Origin of the sequence: Microbacterium sp. NPDC089695 (assembly GCF_044749085.1) — a bacterium.
Taxonomy (GTDB): domain Bacteria; phylum Actinomycetota; class Actinomycetes; order Actinomycetales; family Microbacteriaceae; genus Microbacterium.
On the sequence record NZ_JBIVHG010000001.1, the window covers coordinates 1,789,925 to 1,809,530 of the forward strand.

Genomic DNA, 19,606 nt, shown 5'->3' on the forward strand with positions numbered 1-19,606 from the left:
ATGGCCGACGACGACATCCGCGAGCTGCGAGCGCTGCAGGCCAAGGCCTACGGTCGCGCAGGAGGGCTCACGGATGCCGAGGCGGCGCGCCTTCGAAAGATCGAGGGTGTTCGCACCCGCGCGAATCCGGCGCCGACGGGCACCATGGATTCACCCGCGTCCGTGGGGTCCTCGTCGATCCGCCCGTCAACCGGGTCCGCGACGGTCACGGTCGCGACCACCGCTCCGACACCCACCGCTCCGACACCCGCCGCTCCGACACCCGCCGCCCCGACACCCGCGGCTGGATCCGACTCCGACGAGGGCGCCGCTCCGCAGGCCGACACCCCGTCGCTCCGCTCGCTGCTCGCCCGGCGTGGACTCGCCGTCGCGCTCACGATCGTCGCGTTCATCGGCGTCGGCATCCTCTGCGGGTGGCTCGCGTTCGGCGATCGAGGCGGTGAGACGGCCCCGCAGCTCTCGGCCGATCAGCAGGGGTGGCAGGGAGACCTGATCGCCTCGGGGATCTACGACACCGGCTCGATCCGAGCGGTCGCGATCGAACGCGACACGGTGGTCTGGTACGCGACGCAGCGGGACGGTACGAACATCTGCCTCATCCTCGGCGACGGGGTCAAGACGGCGCCCACGTGCTCGACCCGCGAACAGGTGCTCACCGGAGGCGTGTACGGCTCGCTGTCCGAGACGTCCGGCGAGGGTGACGACGCCGACGACGTGCGGTATCGGGTCGACGCGCAGCTCTTCCTGAGCTCCCGCGGCGACCCGGCGGTGATCGCCTACAGCTACGTCGCGCCGTCCGAGGGATCCTCGATGTACGCGAACCCTGAGGAGCTCGCGATCGCCGATTCGCTCGTGGAAGCCGGATTCGACGGTCGCTCGCTCGCGGTGGTGGGATATGACGGCGACGTGCCGCTCTGGGTGGGCACGATGACCGGAACGCAGATGTACTGCCTCGTGTACGACGGCTCCCGGCCGGAGCCCGACATGGAATGCCGCGACAATCCGATCGGGATGCCTGACGAGGAGCCGCTCGTGCTCGACCGGGTCGATGGCGACGGCGAGACGACGAGGTACGAGTACACGGTCGGCTACGCGCAGCAGTATCTGACGATCAGTCACGGAGAGGGCTCCGATGCCTCCCGAGGATGACGCGGCGGAGCTTCGTGCGCTGCAGCAGCGCGCTTACGGTCGCGACGGCGGGCTGACGGCCGAAGAGGCTGCGCGGCTGTCCGAGCTCGAAGCCGCCCGGGTGGCGCGGGAGCGGAGCGCCGAGTCCGAGCCGTCGAGCTCTGCGCACGCCGCACCGGCCGACGCGGTGCCGACGGGCGCGGATACGGCCGCTGCGGAGCCGGATGCCGTGGTGCCCGAGCTCGTGGAGCCGGCGGCCGATCCCGCCCCGGCGCCGGCCCGCGCCCTGCCAGGGGCCCTCCGCGCGCATGCGTGGACGGCGGTCGCGGCATCCCTCGTGCTGCTGCTGATCGGCGTCGCCGTCGGGTGGGGAGTGTTCGGGCGTGACGACCAAGTGCTCTCGTCCGCACAGCAGGAGCGACGTCTCGAGCTGCAGCAGGGGGACTACGACGCGGGCTCCGTGCGCCTGATCGCGGAGGACGACGACGCCGTGGTCTGGTACGCGACGCGCAGGGACGGTGAGATCGCGTGCGCGGTGCTCGACGTCGGCGAGGCCTCGCAGGATCAGTGCGCGCTCGACGACGCCGACGACGGTCAGCCGCTCACCGTGTCGATGTCGGTGCCGGTCGCCGACCCCGACGATCCGGCCGACGAGTACGGCACCTCGATCTCGGCGACGGTGGGCTACTCGACGTCCGGCGAACCGCTCGCATGGATCTACCGCTGGGAGATCGACGACGCGATGCTCGGGCAGTTCGAAGGGTCGGAGCGCGAGCGGGCCGAGGCCCTGGTCGCCGAGGGATACCTCCCGGGGCTGTCGATCGTCGGGTACTTCCACGACGAGCCGGTCTGGCTGGTGGACAAGCCGGCGGACGGCACGCAGACCGGCGGCTTCGTGCAGTGCATGGTCGTGGACGCCGCGAGTGCGGCCACGGCCTGCCGGGTGTCCGACGACCGGCGCGCGGGTCTTCGCGCGCTCAGCCTGGAGACCGCCGAGGACGGAACCCCGGTGCTGTGGACGCTGCAGATCCGGTTCACGGGGTGGGGCACGCCGTACCTGACGATAGAGCAGGGCGACCCCGATGATGCCGGGGCCGCGTACGTCGAGCTGGGCGGCGAGCACGGCGACCCGATCCTCGTCGAGGTCCCTTCGGCGGGGACGGACGGCTGAGGTCAGTCCGCTGCGGGAACGCGATCCGCGAGGATCGCACGGCGCTGGTCGCCGATGCGGGTGAGGAACAGCGTGGCGGAGGCATCGCCCCGCAGCGCGAGCTTCTTGCGGAACGCGGCCGGGTCGATGTCGACGCCGCGCTTCTTGATCTCCAGGGTGCCGATGCCGTGCGCCTTCAGCACCGCGCTGATCGCCTTGGGGTTCGCGGGCATGGTCTCGCGCACGCGGAACGACTGCACGAAGGGACTCGTGAGCGCAGCGTCCGACGTCAGGTACGCGATGTGCTCGTCGAGCATGCCGGCGTCGAGGCTGCGCGCGACGTCGCCGATGAGACGGGCGCGGATGACCGCGCCGTCGGGTTCGTGCACGAAGGCGCCGAGCGCGCGCGCCGGCTCGTCGACGGCGTCCGCTGCGGCGGTGAGTTCGTGCGAGCGCTCGCCGCGGATGACGAGGGCCGAGCGACGGATGCCGTCGCGCGCGAGCGCCCCGGTCCAGAGCACGAGCTCGACCACGCTGCCGTCGGCGCTGACCCACTGCGCCTCCGCATCGGAGGGGAGAGCGTCGCGGTCGTGCCCCGGGCCGAGCTTGATGCCGGTGGGGATGCGCCCGGCGACGTCGTACGCCCAGTCGAGGGGCGGCGAGTAGTCGTCGGACGAGACGCGGCGCGTCTCGCTGTGCCCCGAGGTGCGCCGTGCCGGGTCCATCCAGACCGCCTGGCCCGCAGCCGGCGCGGGCACATGATCCTGCGCGGTCCCGTGCCGCACGGCAGCGGTCTCGGCGAACGGCGCGAGGTTGAAGGCGGCGATCGCGGCCGTCACCTCGTCGGCGTCGACGGCGGTGACGTCGAGCCCGGCGGCGGCGAACGCGAGCGCGTCGCCGCCGATCCCGCATCCGAGATCCGAGACCCTCGTGATCCCTGAGCGTCGCATCCGCTGAGCGTGCCGTGCGGCGACCGCGAGCCGGGTCGCCTGCTCGAGACCGGCGCGGGTGAACAGCATCCGCGCCGCGAAATCGCCGAACTTGGTCGCGGCTCTCGCGCGCAGGTGCGCCTGACCCACCACGGCCGAGACGAGGTCGGGGGAGTGCCCCGCCGCGCGCAGGCGCGAGACCGTACGTGCGACATCGGCGACGCCGTCGACCGGCCCGAGCCCGTCGAGCAGCTCGAGTCCCTCGGGGGTGAGCAGGGCGCGCAGCTCGGTCATCTCCACACCCTCAGCTTAGGCGGGCGTGCCCAGGGCGCCGGGTCCGTCGGCTGGCACTCGCATTGCATGAGTGCCAGCCGACGCCGTAGACTGCTGTTAGCACTCTCGGGTTGAGAGTGCGAACGAGTCTTTCGTGTCAGCGTCAAGAAAGAAGAGGTAGACCGTGTCGGTTTCCATCAAGCCGCTCGAGGACCGCATCGTCATCAAGCAGGTCGAGGCCGAGCAGACCACCGCGAGTGGCCTGGTCATCCCCGACACCGCCAAGGAGAAGCCCCAGGAGGGCGAGGTCGTGGCGGTCGGCCCCGGCCGCATCGACGACAACGGCAACCGTGTTCCGCTCGACGTCGCCGTGGGCGACCGCGTGCTGTACAGCAAGTACGGCGGCACCGAGGTGAAGTTCGGCGCAGACGAGTTCCTCGTCCTGTCGGCCCGCGACGTCCTCGCGGTCGTCGTCCGCTGAGACCACTCTTCGGAAGGGCTCGGATGCTTCGTGCATCCGAGCCCTTCCTGCGTTCAGCCACACGGCATCCGATTCCTGCCATTCTCCGCGGGCGACCGCCCTTCGGCGGATCCGGCCGACGCGCCCGCACTAGGGTTGTGCGGTGACCTCGACGAACCCCGCGACCCGCGCCACCCAGACCGCAGGGGTCGCGTACGCGGGCGGCGCCTACCTGCTGTGGGGCGTTCTCCCGCTCTACTTCCTCCTGCTCGCCCCCACGGGGCCGTGGGAGGTCGTCGCCTGGCGCGTGCTGCTGTCGCTCGTCTTCTGCATCATCCTGCTGACGGTGATGCGCGGCTGGGCCGCGTTGCGCACGATCATCCGGCAGCCGCGCCTGCTCGGCTGGACCGCACTCGCCGGTCTCCTCATCTACGTGAACTGGCAGGTGTTCCTCATCGGGACGCTCACCGGGCACGTGCTGGAGACCAGCCTCGGCTACTTCATCAACCCGATCACCACCGTGCTCCTCGGGGTGTTCGTGCTGAGGGAGCGCCTCCGCCGCCTCCAGTGGACGGCCATCGGCATCGCGGCCGTCGCCGTCATCGTGATCGTCGTGCTGTACGGGGACTTCCCGTGGATCGCACTCTCGCTCACGGCCTCCTTCGGCCTCTACGGGCTCATCAAGAAGAAGATCGGACCGGCCGTCGACGCCGTGAGCGGCCTGACGCTGGAGTCGTTCTGGCTCATCCCGATCGCCGTCGTGCAGCTGATCCTCGTGGCCACGACCCCGGAGGGCCTCACGATGGGCGCGAACGGCCCCTGGCATGTGGCCCTGCTCGCGTTCGCGGGCGTCGCGACAGCCGTGCCGCTGCTGCTCTTCGCCGCGGGTGCCCGACGCATCGATCTCACCGTGATCGGCATGATCCAGTTCGTCACGCCGGTCATGCAGTTCCTGATCGGAGCGCTGGTGCTCGGCGAGCCGATGCCGATCGAGCGGTGGATCGGGTTCGTCCTCGTGTGGGTCGCGATCGTCGTGTTCGTGATCGATCTGCTGCTCGCGGCACGCCGCGGACGACGGGTGCTCGTGACCGCTCCCTGAGCGGGGTCCCGGGCGTCGTCGGATTCTCCCGAGGATCGTTAACGCACCGAAATGTTGGCGACTCCTGATCGAGACTTTCTGCACCTAATGTGTAGAACATCCGACCGCGGTTCATATCCGCGGCCAGTCACGCAAGGGAGCATCATGACCGTATTCACGCGCTCGCGCAGCGCCAAGATCATCGCAGGGATCGCGCTCGTCAGCGCGTCTGCGCTGGTCATCTCGGGCTGCAGCAGCACGCCCTCCGACGAGGGCTCCGGCGGCGGCGACAAGCCCGCAGCCGACCTCACCCTCAAGCTCGGCTCGCTGCTGCCGCAGACCGGATCGCTGGCCTTCCTCGGCCCGCCCATGGAGTCGGGCGTGGGTCTCGCTGTGCAGGAGATCAACGACGCCGACGCCGGTATCACCATCGACCTCACCGCCGAGGACGAGGGCGACACCGACACCAAGGCCTACGAGACCTCGATCACCAAGCTCCAGGGCGCAGGCGTCTCGGCCATCGTCGGCGCCGCGGCGTCGGGTGTCTCGAAGCTCATCCTCGACGGCAACGTCAGCGCCGGCATCCTGCAGATCTCGGCGTCGAACACGTCGCCGGACTTCACGGCGTGGGACGACGACGGACTCTACTTCCGCACCGCCCCCAGCGACCTGCTGCAGGGTGAGGTGCTCGGCAACCTGATCGCCGAGGACGGCGCGAAGACGTTGGGCATCATCTACCAGAACGACGCCTACGGCACCGGCCTCGACGCGGCGATCAAGGAGACGTTCGAGGGCACCGGCGGCGAGGTCGTCGCCGAGGCGTCGTTCAACGTCGGCGATGCGCAGTTCGACGCCCAGGTCGAGACGATCAAGGCACAGAACCCCGACGCCGTCGCGATCGTGTCGTTCGACCAGTTCAAGACCATCGCGCCGCTGCTGGTGAACGCCGGCATCTCGGCCGACAAGTTCTACCTGGTCGACGGCAACCTGTCCGACTACGGCTCCGACATCCCGGTGTCGCTCGAGGGCGCGCAGGGCACGAAGGCCGGTCCCGCACTCGAGGACGACTTCACCGACCGTCTGCAGACGTACTGGACGGGTGAGGGCAACGCCGAGGTCAAGGACTTCACGTACGCGGCCGAGGCCTACGACGCCGTCGTGCTCGTGGCGCTCGCGTCGCTCGCGGCGGGTTCGACCGAGGGCGCGGACATCGCGGCCAAGATGCAGGAGGTCTCGGGCGGCTCGGGCGACGGTGAGAAGTGCACCACGTTCGCGGACTGCGCCAAGATCATCAACGACGGCGGCACGGCCGACTACGACGGCTACTCCGGCGAGGTCACGTTCGACGAGGCGGGCGACCCGCAGGGCGCCACGATCGGCATCTACAAGTACGGCGCCGACAACACCATCGAGCGCACCAACTGATCTCCTCAGCACACGCTGACTGATCGCGCGAAGGCCCCGGATGCGAGCATCCGGGGCCTTCGTCATGTGCAGGGGGACCGCGTTTCGTCTCGCTTCGCTCGCTCAACGACCGGGAAGGACGCTCGCTCGACGACCGCGGACTCGCGCGGGCACGAGAGAGGGGCGGATGCCGCAGCATCCGCCCCTCCGGTGTCTCAGGCTCTCAGGCCGCGTCGGTCCCGAGGGTGCCGAGGTACAGGCCGATCACCTTGGGATCGTTCAGCAGATCGCGTCCGGTGCCCTCGTACGCGTCCTTGCCCTGGTCGAGCACGTAGCCGCGGTCGCAGATCTGCAGGCAGCGCCGTGCGTTCTGCTCGACCATGATGGTCGTGACGCCCGCCTTGTTGATGTCGGAGACGCGGATGAACGCGTCGTCCTGGCGCACGGGAGAGAGACCGGCGGACGGCTCGTCGAGAAGCAGCACCGAGGGGTCCATCATGAGCGCGCGCGACATCGCCACCATCTGGCGCTCGCCGCCGGACAACGACCCGGCGCGCTGCTTGAGGCGCTTGCCGAGCTCGGCGAAGATCCCCGTCACGAACTCCAGACGCTCGGCGTACGCCTTGGGATTTTGGTACAACCCCATCTGCAGGTTCTCCTCGATCGACAGCGACGGGAACACGTTGTTCGTCTGCGGGACGAACGCGACGCCGCGCTTCACGAGCTTGTCGGCCTTCAGGTTGACGATGCTCTCGCCGTTCAGTGTGATCTCGCCGCTACGCACGTTGACGAGCCCGAAGATCGACTTCAGCAGCGTCGACTTGCCGGCGCCGTTCGGGCCGATGATGCCGATCAGCTCGCCCTGACGTGCGACGAGGTTGGCGCCGTTGAGGATGTTGACGCCGGGCAGGTAGCCCGCGTGCACGTCCTTCAGCTCGACGACGACGTCATCGTTCCCGGGTGCCGTGCCGTTCACGGGTGTGGTGTCGCTCATGCGCGTCCCTCCTCGGACTCCTCGGCGGCCAGCTCGGCGTCCGCCTCCGCCTCGATCTGCTCGCGCAGCTTGACCGCCGCGGTGTCGGCGAGCACGGGGATACGCCCGGTGACCGCACCGAGGTCCACGTCCTGGTGGGCACCGAGATAGGCGTCGACGACCGCCGGATCCTCCATGACCTCCTCGGGCGGACCCTCGGCCACGACCTTGCCCTCGGCCATCACGACCACCCAGTCGGCGATGTGACGGACCATGTGCATGTCGTGCTCGACGAACAGGACGGTCATGCCCTGTTCCTTGAGGTCGAGGATGTGGTCGAGCAGCGACTGCGTGAGCGCGGGGTTCACGCCGGCCATGGGCTCATCGAGCATGACGAGCGTCGGGTCGCTCATGAGCGCCCTGGCCATCTCCAGCAGCTTGCGCTGACCGCCCGAGAGCGCCGCGGCGAAGTCCTTCTCCTTGGCGTCGAGCTTGAAGCGCGTGAGGAGCTCCCGTGCCTTGACCTCGATCTCCTGATCCTGTGAGCGCCACAGGAACGGGAAGAGGCTCGACCAGAAGCCCTCGCCGCGCTGATGAGGCGCGCCGAGTTTCATGTTCTCCAGCACCGTGAGCAGCGACAGCGACTTCGTGAGCTGGAACGTGCGCACCTGTCCCATACGGGCGACCTTGAACGACGGCACACCCGACAGATTCTTCCCGTCGAACGACCATGACCCGCTGTTCGGCTTGTCGAAGCCGCACAGCAGGTTGAACAGGGTGGTCTTGCCGGCCCCGTTCGGTCCGATCAGCGCGGTGATGGCGCCTCGCGGGATCTCGACGTGCTCGACGTCGACCGCGGTGAGGCCGCCGAAGCGCCGCTGCACGGCATCCACGACGAGGATCGGGTCGACCTTGGCGACGCCGGGGGCCGCAGGCCCCTTCGCGAGTCCCGTGGTCTTCGGACGGCGGATGCTCCCGGTCGAGGGCGCCGCGGCGGCGCCCTCTTCGGGGATCAGTTCATTTGACAAAGGTCATCTCCCTCTTGTCTCCGAGGATGCCCTGCGGTCGGAAGATCACGAGCAGCATGAGTGCGACGCCGACGAACACGAACACCAGCGTGGACGCCTGGCTGTCGGACATCGGCAGGAACCCGGCCTTGGCCATGCCGGGGAGCAGGTTCGCGAGGAACGCGAACACGACCCAGAAGAGGATCGCGCCGAGAGTGGGACCGAACACGGTGGCGGCCCCGCCGAGCAGCAGGATCGTCCACAGGAAGAAGGTCAACGAGGTCGTGTAGCTGCCGGGGACCACGGCGGAGGGGAGGACGAACACGATGCCGCCCGCCGCGCCGATTATGCCGCCGACGACGAGGGCCTGCATCTTGTAGGCGAACACGTTCTTGCCGAGCGAGCGCACGGCGTCCTCGTCCTCGCGGATGCCCTTCAGCACACGGCCCCACGGGCTGCGCATGAGCGCCCAGACGACGAGGATCGCGAGAGCCAGCACGATCACGCCGAACACCCGGTTCCACAGGTCGTTCGCCGTGTACGTCCACGGTCCGAACCCGTATGTCCCGGGCGGGAAGGGATTCGCGTCGCGGAATCCGCCGTTATACTGGGCGAGGCCGTCGGCGGAGTTCGTGAACTCGTCGAACAGCTGCGTCGTGAAGAGCAGACGCACGATCTCACCCGCGGCGATGGTCGCGATCGCGAGGTAGTCGGCTCGGAGCCGCAGCGTCGGGATTCCGAGGAGCACGGCGAACAGCGCGCCGCCGCCGAGGCCGATGAGCATGCCCACCCACCAGGGGAGCCCGAACGACAGGACCGAGATCGCGTAGCCGTAGCCGCCGACCGCCATGAACGCCGCCATGCCGAAGTTCAGCAGTCCCGCGTAGCCGAAGTGCACCGCGAGGCCGGTCGCTGCGAGTGCGTACGCGATCGTGACCGGGCTGAACAGGTAGACAGCGGTGTTGGAGAAGATGCTTCCGAAGTCCATCGTCAGCCCAACCTTTCCTTGCGTCCGAGCAGACCTTGCGGTCGCACCAGGAGGATCACGATGAGGACCACGAGCGCGCTGGCGTACTTGAGGTCGGAGGGGATCCACAGCGTGGACATCTCGACCGCGATCCCGACGATCAGCGACCCCACCAGGGCGCCGAACGCGGTGCCGAGGCCGCCGAGGGTGATGGCCGCGAAGATGAGCAGCAGCATCTGCATGCCCATGTCCCACTTCACGCCGGGGCGGAAGTACGCCCACAGGATGCCGGAGATCGCCGCGAGCACGCCGGCCAGGATCCAGACGATGCGGATGACCTTGTCGACGTCGATGCCTGAGGCCGCGGCGAGCTGCGGGTTGTCGGAGATCGCCCTGGTGGCCTTGCCGACGCGAGTGCGCGTGAGGAACCAGGCGACGCCGAGGATGACGACGATGCTGACGCCCATCGCGATCATGTCGATGTAGGACAGCGAGATCGGGCCGAACTGGATCGGCGTCGGGCTCGCGCCGGGGAGCTGCCTCGTGCCACCCCCGATGAAGTACTGGAAGACATATCGCAGAGCGAGCGAGAGGCCGATGCTGACGATCATGAGCTGCACCACGCCCAGGCCTCGTCGGCGCAGCGGACGCCAGAGCCCGGCATCCATCGCCCAGCCGAAGAGGCCGCCGCCGATCACGGCGGCCGCGATCCCGAGCCAGAGCGGCAGGTGCCAGAAGCTCGTCGTGACGAGGGCGACGAGACCGCCCCAGGTCACCATCTCGGCGTGCGCGAAGTTCGACAGTCGGGTCGTGCCGTAGATGAGCGCGGCGCCCATCGACGCGAGTGCGAGGAGCAGGCCGAAGTTCAGCCCACCCACCAGTCGCGACATGAACTGGTCGAGGAACGAGGAGGTGATCCGCTCGCCCTCACCGAGGAACAGGTTCGTGATCTTGGTTCCCGTCAGGCCGAACTCGACCTCGAAGGACGCCGTCGTCCCGGAGATCGGCTGCGTGCCTTCCGGCAGCTGGGCGGCGTCGACGATGACGCCGTCGGGCAGCGTGTCCTCGTCGACCGTGAGCGTGTACTTCTCCTTCTCGGGTACGTACAGACGCCACTTGCCCTCGGCATCCGTCTCGGTCTCGGCGTCGAAGCCGTTGCCCTCGATGGTCATCACGACGCCCTCGACGGGCTGATCCTCGAAGGTGATCACGCCGGCGAAATAGAAATCGGTGATCTCCTGGCCGTCGTCGGTCTCCTCCGCGGATGCGGATGCGGGTGGCTGCAACCACAGGAATGCAAGGGCGAGAAGCGACGCGAGAAGGGTGATGACCCATCGCGTTCCGCATCGCTTCGCCGAGATCGTCGGACTCACAGAACCTCCCAGTCCAGTACACAGACCAAGACAGGGTGTTCATCGGCCTTGATGTACGACGGTATGAGCGTAATGTGTCGGCTCTGTTTCGACCAAGGCACGATCTGCTCACGGCGGCCACGATCTCATCACGAAGTTGCGCGGACGGGGAGCGGCGGTCGCCGTCGCATGCGTCCGCGATCCGCACCGCACCGGGAATTTCCTCAGCCTCCCGACGCTTAGAATTGGTACACGCCACCAGATCGCGCCCGCAGGAGGAGTATTCATGGATCAGCACGACCCCTTCGGTTTCGTCGGACTCACGTACGACGATGTGCTGCTCCTCCCGGGGCACACCGACGTCATCCCCAGCGAGGCCGACACCTCGTCGCGGATCACGCGCCGGATCTCGGTCGCGACTCCTCTTCTCTCCAGCGCCATGGACACCGTGACGGAGTCGCGCATGGCGATCGCGATGGCCCGTGAGGGCGGCATCGGCATCCTGCACCGCAATCTGTCGATCGCCGACCAGGCCGCGCACGTCGACCGCGTCAAGCGCAGCGAATCGGGCATGATCACCGACCCGATCACCACCACCCCTGATGCCACGGTCGAGGAGGTCGACGCGCTCTGCGCCAAGTACCGCATCTCGGGTCTCCCGGTCGTCGACCCGGACGGTCGCCTCGTCGGCATCGTCACGAACCGCGACATGCGCTTCGTCTCGGGCTTCGAGCGGCAGACCACGTTCGTGAAGGACGTCATGACGAGCGACGGCCTCGTCACCGCGAAGGTCGGCGTCGCCGCGGGCGAGGTCATCTCACTGTTCGCGAAGCACCGCGTCGAGAAGCTCCCGCTCATCGACGACGAGGGCAAGCTCGCAGGCCTCATCACGATCAAGGACTTCGACAAGAGCGAGAAGTATCCGCTCGCCACCAAGGACGACCAGGGTCGCCTGCGCGTCGGCGCGGCGATCGGCTTCTTCGGCGACGCGTGGGAGCGCGCAGAGGCTCTGCGCGACGCGGGTGTCGACGTCCTCGTCGTCGACACCGCGAACGGCCAGTCACAGGGCGTGATCGACCTGGTGAAGCGCCTCAAGGCCGACGAGAGCTTCGCGCACATAGACGTGATCGGCGGCAACGTCGCGACCCGCGAGGGCGCTCAGGCACTCGTCGACGCGGGTGTCGACGCCGTCAAGGTCGGTGTCGGTCCTGGCTCGATCTGCACGACCCGCGTGGTGGCCGGCGTGGGTGTGCCCCAGGTCACCGCCGTCTACGAGGCGTCGCTCGCGGCGCGTCCCGCAGGGGTCCCCGTGATCGCCGACGGCGGTCTGCAGTACTCGGGCGACATCGCGAAGGCGCTCGTGGCGGGGGCGGATGCCGTGATGCTCGGTTCGCTGCTCGCCGGCACCGACGAGTCGCCGGGCGAGATCGTCTTCCAGTCGGGCAAGCAGTTCAAGCAGTACCGCGGTATGGGGTCGCTGGGCGCCATGCAGACCCGCGGCAAGCAGACGTCGTACTCGAAGGACCGCTACTTCCAGGCCGATGTGCCGAGCGACGACAAGCTGATCCCCGAGGGCATCGAGGGCCAGGTCCCGTACCGCGGCCCGGTCTCCGCCGTCGCGTACCAGCTGGTGGGCGGCCTGCGGCAGTCGATGTTCTACGTCGGCGCGCGCACGATCGAAGAGCTCAAGACCCGCGGTCGCTTCGTGCGCATCACGGCGGCGGGGCTCAAGGAGTCGCACCCGCACGACGTTCAGATCGTCGTCGAGGCGCCGAACTACAAGCGCTGACCGATCCGCAGAGCGGAGCCGCGAAGGGGACGGATGCCGTGTGCATCCGTCCCCTTCCGCATGTCCCGAGCGCGGCGTAGCGTGCGGGGTATGTGCCGCAACATCGTGCCTCTGAACAATCTCGAGCCCGCCGCGACCGACGACGAGTGCCATGACGCCGCGCTGCAGTTCGTGCGCAAGATCGCGGGCACGACCTCTCCGTCGCGGGCGAACCGCGACACGTTCGATCTCGCGGTGGAGGAGATCGCCCGTGCGACGCGCGCTCTGATCGACGGTCTGGTCACCTCCGCGCCTCCGAAGAATCGCGACGAGGAGGCCCACAAACGCCGTGCCCGGTCGGCCGAGCGGTACGAGGCGATCCGCGTCTATCAGGCGGAGAAGCGGGCGGCACGCTCGGCATCCTGAACGACGCGACGGATCACCTGCGAAAAGTGGGGTCCGTCAGGGCGGGGATATGCCAGTATTTAGCAATACCCGCTCGACTTCCCTTCGAGCTCCGGGGAGGGAGGACCCTCGGAGCACGACGCCGGCTCACCCACCGGCAGGGGGATTCCCCATGGAGAGCTGCCCAGATGCCTGAGGATGCACCCCGCGTACTCGTCGTCGACGACGATCCCGACGTCGCGCTGCTCGTCCGCACCGTTCTCGAACGACGTGCCGGATGCGAGGTCGTGACGGCCGCCGACGGGCAGTCCGCCATCGAGCGCCTCGAGACCTTCGCCGCCGACGTCGTCGTGACCGACATCGAGATGCCCGGTCTCGACGGACTCGAGCTGCTCGCCGAGCTGCGACGCCGCAACCCGACCGTACCCGTGATCGTGATGACCGCGCACGTGTCGGTCGACTACGCCGTGTCGGCCCTCCGGGCGCAGGCGGACGAGTTCCTGACGAAGCCGCTCGAGAACGCCCGACTCATCGAGGCCGTGACGCGGCTCGCCGCCGAAGGGCGAGCGCGGCGCGACGCCGGGCGGGCGAAGCAGGTCGTGCTGGCGATCGGCGCGCACCCCGACGACGTCGAGATCGGCGTCGGCGGCATCCTCGCCGCGCACGCGCGCGCCGGTGACGAGATCACGATCCTCACGCTCTCGCGCGGAGCGCGCGGAGGCGACGCCGACAGCCGCCAGCACGAGTCGCTGGCGTCCGCGGAGCGCCTCGGCGCCCGACTCTTCCTGAAGGACCTCGTCGACACCGAGATCTCCGGGGGCGGAGCGACCGTGCGCCTGATCGAGGACGTCGTCGCCGAGATCCAGCCGACCGTCGTCTACACGCACTCCGACCACGACCGTCATCAGGACCACCGCGCCGCGAACGAGGCCACGCTGGTCGCGACGCGTCGCGTCGGTACCGTGGCCTGCTATCAGAGCCCGTCGTCGACCATCGACTTCCGTCCGACCCGTTTCGTGCGCATCGACGACTACCTCGCCGAGAAGCTCCAGCTGCTCGCCTGCTTCGCCTCGCAGACCGCGACGCGAGACTACCTCGACCCCGCCTTCGTCACGGCGACGGCGCGCTACTGGTCGCGGTTCGGCGGCGGCGCCGCGGTGGAGCCGCTCGAGGTCGTCCGCGAGACCGCCGAGTTCATCGGCGTCCAGGAACTGACGAAGATGGAGCGCTGATGCCTGCACGCGTACTCGTGACCGGTGCCGGAGGCCCGGCGGGGGTCGCGGTGATCCGCTCGCTCCTGCGCCGCGCCGACCTCACGGTCTTCGCCGCTGACATGGACGGATGGGCGAGCGGCATCTACCTGGTGCCGCCGGAGCGCCGACGCCTCGTGCCGCCCGGCCGCGACGACGACTTCGTTGCCGCGATCGCACGTATGGTGCACGACGACGAGCTCGACCTCGTGATCTCGACGGTCGACGTCGAGCTCGTGGCTCTCGCCGGACGCCGCGACGAGCTGTCGCCCGCGGTACTGGCCGCGCCCTCGGAGCAGACCCTCACCACGGCGCTCGACAAGGTGCTGCTCGCCGAGAGCTGCGAGTCCACCGGGCGCAGTCCGCGCACCGTGCTCGCGGGAGACCAGGCGCTCGCCGTCGACTGGGACTTCCCGGTGTTCGCGAAGCCGCGGCAGGGTGCGGGGAGCCGCGGGATCCGGCTGGTCCCCGACCGTGCCGCTCTCGAGGCGCTGCCCGTGGACGAGGGGCTCATCGTGCAGGACTTCCTCCCCGGCGAGGAATACTCGGTCGACGTGATCGCGGATGCCGCGGGGCGTGTCGTCGCGGCCGTGCCGCGCACGCGCGCTCGGGTGGACTCCGGCGTCGCGATCGCCGGGCGCACGGTGCACGACCCCGAGCTCGTGGAGACGGCGACGCTGATCGCCGAGGCCATCGGGCTGGTCGGCGTCGCGAACGTGCAGCTGCGCCGTGACGCGGCCGGCAGGGCGATGCTGCTGGAGGTCAATCCGCGCTTTCCGGGAGCGCTCCCACTCACTATCGCGGCCGGCGTCGACATCCCGTCGCTCGTCGCCGATATGTACCTCGGCATCGAGCTGCCCGCCGCCGTCCCGTTCCGCGAGGTCGCCTCGGTGCGATTCCTCGAGGACGTCATCGTCGAGATCGACGACGTGCTCGTCTCGGCGCACGCCGGTCATCAGGAGGAGCTGTGAGTCACCCCGCGCTCCGCGGAGACCACCACGTGCACTCGACGTTCTCGGACGACGCCGTGTCGACGCTCGAGGAGAACGTCGCCGCCGCGCACAGCCGCGGTCTCACGACGCTCCGACTCGTCGACCACGTGCGCCGCGACACCCACTGGGTGCCCGAATACCTCGCTGCCGTCCGCGCGCTGCGCGTGCCGGAGGGGCTGACCGTGCTCACCGGCGTCGAGGCGAAGATCCTCGACGCGGCAGGGTCGCTCGACATCCCCGACCTGCCGCCGGGCATCGACCGGATCCTCATCGCCGATCACCAGTTCCCGGGCGTCGACGGACCTCTCGGCCCGACCGCCGTGCGCGAGCGCATCGCGAACGGATGGGCGCCGTCCGACGTGCTCGACCAGCTCGTCGACGCCCTGATCGCGGCGATGCACCGGCATCCCGGCAATCAGCTCGCGCACTGCTTCTCGATCCTTCCGAAGATCGGCCTGTCCGAGGACGACCTCGGCCCCGAGCGCACGGCATCGTGGGCGCGCGCCGCAGGCGAGACCGACACGCACGTCGAGGTCAACGAGAAATGGGGATGCCCGGGGCGCCCGCTGCTCGACGCCCTCCGCGACGCCGGCGCCGTGATCGTCGCGTCCACCGACAGCCATGAGGCCGCCGATGTCGGCCGCTACGAGCGCGTCGCCGCGCTCCTCGACGAGGAATCCTGATGTTCGAACTCTCCTGGCTCGAGGCGGCGCTCGTCGTCGTCCTGCTCCTGTGCGTGCTCCTCGGCACGCTCCCGGTCATCAACACCGGTCTGCAGTACCTCGCGCTCCCACTGCACGCGTTCCGCAACCACTACGACAAGGCGGCGCCGCACCACCCGCGCATCGCCGTGCTGATCCCGGCCTGGAACGAGGGGCTCGTGATCGGCCCGGCGATCGAGCGTCTGCTGCAGCTCGAGTACCCGTCCGACCGTCTGCGTGTCTTCGTGATCGACGACGCGTCGACCGACGACACCCCCGACGTGGTGGCCGCGAAGGCCGCGGCCCACCCCGGACGCGTCGTGCACCTGCGCCGCGAGCAGGGCGGGCAGGGCAAGGCGCACACTCTCAACCACGGACTCGAGATCGTGCTCGCGGACGAGTGGACAGAGTCGGTGCTCATCATGGACGCCGACGTGATCTTCGCGCGCGACTCGCTCCGCAAGCTCAGCCGTCACCTCGCCGACGAGGAGGTCGGCGCCGTCACGGCGTACATCGCCGAGGGCAGCCGCGACCGCAACTACCTCACCCGGTTCATCGCGATCGAGTACGTGATCGGTCAGCTCTCGGCTCGGCGCACCCAGAACGTGGGAGGCGCGATCGCGTGCCTCGCGGGGGGAGCGCAGCTGCACTCGCGCGCGAACCTCGAGGCCATCGGCGGGCGGATCCCCACGGGCACGCTCGCCGAGGACACGATGACCACGTTCGAGGGGCAGCTGCACGGTCGTCGGATGGTGTTCGAACCGCACGCCGTCGTGCTCGCCGAGGAACCGCGCACGATCGACGCGCTGTGGAAGCAGCGTCTCCGTTGGGCGCGCGGCAACGTGCAGCTCACCTCGATCTACCGCAAGCTGTGGTTCCGCCCGAGTCGAGAGCACAACCTCGGCAGCTTCGCCTTCGGGCTCGGGTGGTTCACGATCCTGTTGCTGCCCGCGTTCATGCTCCTCGCCGCGGCGGGCATGCTCGCCCTGCTCGTCCTGCACAGCGACATCGCGGAGTTCGTGTTCCGCTTCATGTGGATCTCCGCCGCGTGCATCTACCTGTTCTCGATGCTGTACTCCGTGCAGCTCGATCCGAGGATCGGCAGGCAATCGTGGCGCGAGGCGATCATGTTCCCCGGACTCGGGGCTCTGATCCTCATGGCGATCGCGCTGTTCCCCTGGCTGTTCGAGAGCGGCCTCCGCGACATCGGCCTCGCGGTCACCGACCAGACGCGCTTCACCTGGGCGGTGATCTTCTACCTGTGGGGTCCGATCTCGATGCTCGGCATCTGGCTCGCCCGGGCGGTCGAACCGCTGCCGGGTGGCCGCTTCTTCGCGGGGCTCCTGCTCTACGTGTGCGGCTACGGATCGCTGTTGTGCGCCATCACGGTGGACTCCTACATCAAGGAATGGCGCCGAGCCGACGCCGCTTGGATCAAGACCGAGAAGATCGGACGGGTCGACGCATGACCGATGCACCCAGACAGAGCGCCGAGGAACAGGAGATCGCGCAGGACGCCCGTCGGGAGAAGAGACTGATCCCGCAGGCGCTGCTCTCGATCGCCGTCGTGGTGGTGGTCGTCGTCGTGCGAGAGCTGCTGCTCCGATGAGCGCCCGCCCGTTGGCGCTCGTGGTCGAGGACAGCACCGACCAGACGGCGCTGCTGCGGCGCCACTTGGAACGCGAAGGGTTCGAGGTGTTCGCGGCTGCCGACGCCGAAACGGCGATCGCGGCCTTCGACGCGATCACGCCGACCGTCGCGGTCGTCGACCTGCTGCTGCCCGGCATCTCGGGAGCGGAGTGCGTTCGCCGCATCCGTGAGCGGTTCCCCGACTGCTTCCTGATCGTCAGCTCGGTGCTCGACGCGACCGACTACCCGGAGGCGGATGCCGCGCTCCCGAAGCCCATCGTCGGCGCCGACCTGCGCGGTATGCTCCGGACGCTGCGCCGATGAACGCGGATCACATCGACGTCCCGGCGGACCGCGGGTGGCGGAGGTTCTTCGACAACCCCACGCCCCTCATGAAGCAGGGGCCGACGGCGATCGCCGTCGGCGTCGCCGCGCTGCTCGTGGCCGCCGTCCCCGGCATCCCGATGACCATCCCCGCGGCCGTCGCGGTCGGAGTGGTCGCGGTGGCCGCCGTCACGCTGCTGGCGGCCGTCTACGCAGCCAGGGGAGTGTTCGACGGCTGGTTCGTCATGCTGATCCCCATCGTCGACCTCCTCGGGATCGGGGCGCTGCGCGCCGGGACGGGCGGAGCGAGCTCGCTCTTCTCCTCGCTCGTGCTGCTCCCCGTCATCTGGATCGCCGCCGCACCCGGCATCCGGCAGGTGTTCATCGTCGGCGTCTTCACCTCGATCGCCCTCCTCATGCCGAACCTGATCGATCCACCGGAAGACGCCGTCGACTGGCTGCGCGGCGTGATCGGACCCCTCGTGTTCGCGGTCGTCGGCGCGATCGTGAACGAACTCGCCCGCCTGCACAGGCTGCGCACCGCGCAAGCCGAGGCGAGGACGACGGAGCGCACCGCGGCGCTCGCGTCGGCGGAGCAGGTGCTGGCCCAGCTGCGCGAGAGCGAGCACCAGTACCGGGCGCTGTCGGAGTCGTTCACGAGCCTGTGGAACTCCATCACAGGACAGGCCGTGATCGCCACGAACAACTGCGGTACGATCACGGCCTGGAATCCGGGGGCGGTGCGGCTGCTCGGCATGAGGGTCCGTGAGGCTCTGGACGATGTGTCCGTCGATCGCTTCTTCGACCCCGAGATGCTCGAGCAGTTCGTCGACTCGGGTGACCGCGATCCCGCAGATCGGCTGCACCCGGGTCTGCGGGCGCTGTTCGAGGAGGCCGACTCCGGGCGATCGGTCATCGCCGACCTCGACGTGCGCACGGTCGGCGGTTCGGCCGTGCCCGCGCGTGTCACGGTGTCGCCCTATCAGGATGCGGACGGCTCCCGGCACGGCTACCTGCTCGTCATCACCGATGAGACGCGCGCGGTCGAGGTCGCACGGATGAAGGACGAGTTCGTCGGGATGATCTCGCACGAGCTGCGCACACCGCTGAGCGCGATCATCGGCTTCCTCGATCTGCTGCAGAACGATCCGGCACAGCCGCTGACGACCGAGCAGCAGGAGTTCGTCGCGATCATCGAACGCAACGCCCAGCGCCTGCTCAACCTCGTCGGCGACCTCCTGTTCACGGCGCAGGTCGAATCGGGGAGGTTCCCGCTCGAGCGGACCGATGCCGACCTCACGACGCTCGTGCGCGATGCGGTCGCGTCGTCGCAGCCGCACGCTCGCGGTGCGGGCATCGAGCTGATCGCGGAGGTGCCGGACGCGCCCCTGCGCACGATGGCGGACGCCGGGCGCCTCGGCCAGGCGCTCGACAATCTGCTCTCCAACGCGATCAAGTTCACACCGTCCGGCGGGCGGGTCACGGCCGCCGTGCACGAGCGCGACGGCGGCATCGAGCTGTCGGTGCGGGACACGGGGCTCGGCATCCCGGAGGACGAGCAGGGGATGCTGTTCACCCGGTTCTTCCGGGCGTCGACGGCCACACGCAACGCCGTGCCCGGTGTGGGGCTCGGACTGACGATCACGCGTGCGATCGTGCTCGCGCACGGCGGCACCATGGACGTCACGAGCAAGGAGGGCGTCGGGACCGAGTTCCGCATGTTCCTGCCGACCGCGCCGCGCACCGAGGCGCTGCAGATCATCACGACGCCCCACTCCTGATAGCCTGGTCGGCTCGCCATGCGGGCGGAAGGACG

Annotated in this window: 19 protein-coding genes; 14 read left to right on the forward strand and 5 right to left on the reverse strand. The window is 69.1% G+C overall.

Annotated features, from left to right (window positions below):
* Complete coding sequence (locus tag ACIPYT_RS08720; protein ID WP_401072635.1) at positions 1–1,149, forward strand: hypothetical protein; 1,149 nt, start codon at positions 1–3, stop codon at positions 1,147–1,149.
* On the forward strand, positions 1,133–2,299 hold the full coding sequence (locus tag ACIPYT_RS08725; protein ID WP_401072638.1) for a hypothetical protein: 1,167 nt from the start codon (positions 1,133–1,135) through the stop codon (positions 2,297–2,299). The genes ACIPYT_RS08720 and ACIPYT_RS08725 overlap by 17 nt, the downstream gene beginning before the upstream one ends.
* Positions 2,300–2,301: 2 nt before the next feature.
* Here ACIPYT_RS08725 and ACIPYT_RS08730 read toward each other — a convergent pair whose 3' ends face one another.
* On the reverse strand, positions 2,302–3,501 hold the full coding sequence (locus ACIPYT_RS08730; RefSeq protein ID WP_401072640.1) for an SAM-dependent methyltransferase: 1,200 nt from the start codon (positions 3,499–3,501) through the stop codon (positions 2,302–2,304).
* Positions 3,502–3,664: 163 nt separating this feature from the next.
* Between ACIPYT_RS08730 and groES the strand changes: the two genes are divergently transcribed.
* The 3 genes from groES (at position 3,665) to ACIPYT_RS08745 (ending at position 6,443) form a co-directional block, all read left to right on the forward strand.
* Entirely contained in the window at positions 3,665–3,961 is a 297-nt protein-coding gene (gene groES, locus ACIPYT_RS08735; protein WP_017203655.1) for a co-chaperone GroES, read from the forward strand.
* 142 nt (positions 3,962–4,103) lie between these two features.
* Complete coding sequence (gene rarD / locus ACIPYT_RS08740) at positions 4,104–5,039, forward strand: EamA family transporter RarD (protein ID WP_401072642.1); 936 nt, start codon at positions 4,104–4,106, stop codon at positions 5,037–5,039.
* Positions 5,040–5,183: 144 nt separating this feature from the next.
* A complete protein-coding gene (locus ACIPYT_RS08745; RefSeq protein ID WP_401072644.1) occupies positions 5,184–6,443 on the forward strand; it encodes an ABC transporter substrate-binding protein in 1,260 nt (419 codons plus the stop codon).
* Positions 6,444–6,645: 202 nt separating this feature from the next.
* On the opposite strand, the gene ACIPYT_RS08750 is transcribed toward ACIPYT_RS08745, so the two are convergent.
* From ACIPYT_RS08750 to ACIPYT_RS08765, 4 genes are read right to left on the reverse strand one after another with little or no spacing between them, the layout of a single operon-like run.
* Positions 6,646–7,416 (reverse strand): ABC transporter ATP-binding protein, encoded by a 771-nt coding sequence (locus tag ACIPYT_RS08750; RefSeq protein ID WP_401072646.1) that lies wholly within the window; start codon positions 7,414–7,416, stop codon positions 6,646–6,648.
* On the reverse strand, positions 7,413–8,366 hold the full coding sequence (locus tag ACIPYT_RS08755) for an ABC transporter ATP-binding protein (protein WP_401074779.1): 954 nt from the start codon (positions 8,364–8,366) through the stop codon (positions 7,413–7,415). The genes ACIPYT_RS08750 and ACIPYT_RS08755 overlap by 4 nt, the downstream gene beginning before the upstream one ends.
* Positions 8,367–8,412: 46 nt before the next feature.
* Positions 8,413–9,390, reverse strand: coding sequence for a branched-chain amino acid ABC transporter permease (locus tag ACIPYT_RS08760; protein ID WP_401072648.1), 978 nt, complete (start codon positions 9,388–9,390; stop codon positions 8,413–8,415).
* 2 nt (positions 9,391–9,392) lie between these two features.
* The gene (locus ACIPYT_RS08765) at positions 9,393–10,742 is read right to left on the reverse strand and encodes a branched-chain amino acid ABC transporter permease (RefSeq protein WP_401072650.1); all 1,350 of its coding nucleotides are present in this window, start codon (positions 10,740–10,742) and stop codon (positions 9,393–9,395) included.
* Positions 10,743–11,007: 265 nt separating this feature from the next.
* On the opposite strand from ACIPYT_RS08765, the gene guaB reads away from it, so the two are divergent.
* The 9 genes from guaB to ACIPYT_RS08810 all read left to right on the forward strand — a co-directional run bounded on the left by guaB (position 11,008) and on the right by ACIPYT_RS08810 (position 19,571).
* Positions 11,008–12,510, forward strand: a complete 1,503-nt coding sequence (guaB, locus tag ACIPYT_RS08770) for an IMP dehydrogenase (RefSeq protein ID WP_401072654.1) — start codon at positions 11,008–11,010, stop codon at positions 12,508–12,510.
* A 90-nt stretch (positions 12,511–12,600) separates the two neighbouring features.
* Positions 12,601–12,915, forward strand: a complete 315-nt coding sequence (locus tag ACIPYT_RS08775) for a DUF2277 domain-containing protein (protein ID WP_401072656.1) — start codon at positions 12,601–12,603, stop codon at positions 12,913–12,915.
* 167 nt (positions 12,916–13,082) lie between these two features.
* Entirely contained in the window at positions 13,083–14,126 is a 1,044-nt protein-coding gene (locus ACIPYT_RS08780) for a response regulator (RefSeq protein WP_401072658.1), read from the forward strand.
* Entirely contained in the window at positions 14,126–15,115 is a 990-nt protein-coding gene (locus tag ACIPYT_RS08785) for an ATP-grasp domain-containing protein (RefSeq protein WP_401072660.1), read from the forward strand. The genes ACIPYT_RS08780 and ACIPYT_RS08785 overlap by 1 nt, the downstream gene beginning before the upstream one ends.
* Positions 15,112–15,819, forward strand: a complete 708-nt coding sequence (locus tag ACIPYT_RS08790) for a PHP domain-containing protein (protein ID WP_401072662.1) — start codon at positions 15,112–15,114, stop codon at positions 15,817–15,819. Before ACIPYT_RS08785 ends, ACIPYT_RS08790 begins: the two co-directional genes overlap by 4 nt.
* Positions 15,819–17,306, forward strand: a complete 1,488-nt coding sequence (locus ACIPYT_RS08795) for a glycosyltransferase (protein WP_401072664.1) — start codon at positions 15,819–15,821, stop codon at positions 17,304–17,306. Before ACIPYT_RS08790 ends, ACIPYT_RS08795 begins: the two co-directional genes overlap by 1 nt.
* Positions 17,303–17,446, forward strand: coding sequence for a hypothetical protein (locus tag ACIPYT_RS08800; protein ID WP_401072666.1), 144 nt, complete (start codon positions 17,303–17,305; stop codon positions 17,444–17,446). Before ACIPYT_RS08795 ends, ACIPYT_RS08800 begins: the two co-directional genes overlap by 4 nt.
* Complete coding sequence (locus tag ACIPYT_RS08805) at positions 17,443–17,790, forward strand: response regulator (RefSeq protein ID WP_401072668.1); 348 nt, start codon at positions 17,443–17,445, stop codon at positions 17,788–17,790. The genes ACIPYT_RS08800 and ACIPYT_RS08805 overlap by 4 nt, the downstream gene beginning before the upstream one ends.
* Positions 17,787–19,571 (forward strand): sensor histidine kinase, encoded by a 1,785-nt coding sequence (locus ACIPYT_RS08810; protein WP_401072670.1) that lies wholly within the window; start codon positions 17,787–17,789, stop codon positions 19,569–19,571. Before ACIPYT_RS08805 ends, ACIPYT_RS08810 begins: the two co-directional genes overlap by 4 nt.
* Positions 19,572–19,606 lie beyond the last annotated feature (35 nt).

Bases quoted from the DNA above. Each gene is read 5' to 3' on its own strand.
- ACIPYT_RS08760 (WP_401072648.1), bottom strand. From the start codon at position 9,390: ATGGACTTCGGAAGCATCTTCTCCAACACCGCTGTCTACCTGTTCAGC.
- ACIPYT_RS08780 (WP_401072658.1), top strand. From the start codon at position 13,083: ATGCCTGAGGATGCACCCCGCGTACTCGTCGTCGACGACGATCCCGAC.
- ACIPYT_RS08800 (WP_401072666.1), top strand. From the start codon at position 17,303: ATGACCGATGCACCCAGACAGAGCGCCGAGGAACAGGAGATCGCGCAG.
- ACIPYT_RS08730 (WP_401072640.1), bottom strand. From the start codon at position 3,501: ATGACCGAGCTGCGCGCCCTGCTCACCCCCGAGGGACTCGAGCTGCTC.
- ACIPYT_RS08785 (WP_401072660.1), top strand. From the start codon at position 14,126: ATGCCTGCACGCGTACTCGTGACCGGTGCCGGAGGCCCGGCGGGGGTC.
- ACIPYT_RS08720 (WP_401072635.1), top strand. From the start codon at position 1: ATGGCCGACGACGACATCCGCGAGCTGCGAGCGCTGCAGGCCAAGGCC.
- guaB (WP_401072654.1), top strand. From the start codon at position 11,008: ATGGATCAGCACGACCCCTTCGGTTTCGTCGGACTCACGTACGACGAT.
- ACIPYT_RS08750 (WP_401072646.1), bottom strand. From the start codon at position 7,416: ATGAGCGACACCACACCCGTGAACGGCACGGCACCCGGGAACGATGAC.
- ACIPYT_RS08810 (WP_401072670.1), top strand. From the start codon at position 17,787: ATGAACGCGGATCACATCGACGTCCCGGCGGACCGCGGGTGGCGGAGG.
- ACIPYT_RS08775 (WP_401072656.1), top strand. From the start codon at position 12,601: ATGTGCCGCAACATCGTGCCTCTGAACAATCTCGAGCCCGCCGCGACC.
- ACIPYT_RS08795 (WP_401072664.1), top strand. From the start codon at position 15,819: ATGTTCGAACTCTCCTGGCTCGAGGCGGCGCTCGTCGTCGTCCTGCTC.
- ACIPYT_RS08805 (WP_401072668.1), top strand. From the start codon at position 17,443: ATGAGCGCCCGCCCGTTGGCGCTCGTGGTCGAGGACAGCACCGACCAG.
- ACIPYT_RS08745 (WP_401072644.1), top strand. From the start codon at position 5,184: ATGACCGTATTCACGCGCTCGCGCAGCGCCAAGATCATCGCAGGGATC.
- ACIPYT_RS08725 (WP_401072638.1), top strand. From the start codon at position 1,133: ATGCCTCCCGAGGATGACGCGGCGGAGCTTCGTGCGCTGCAGCAGCGC.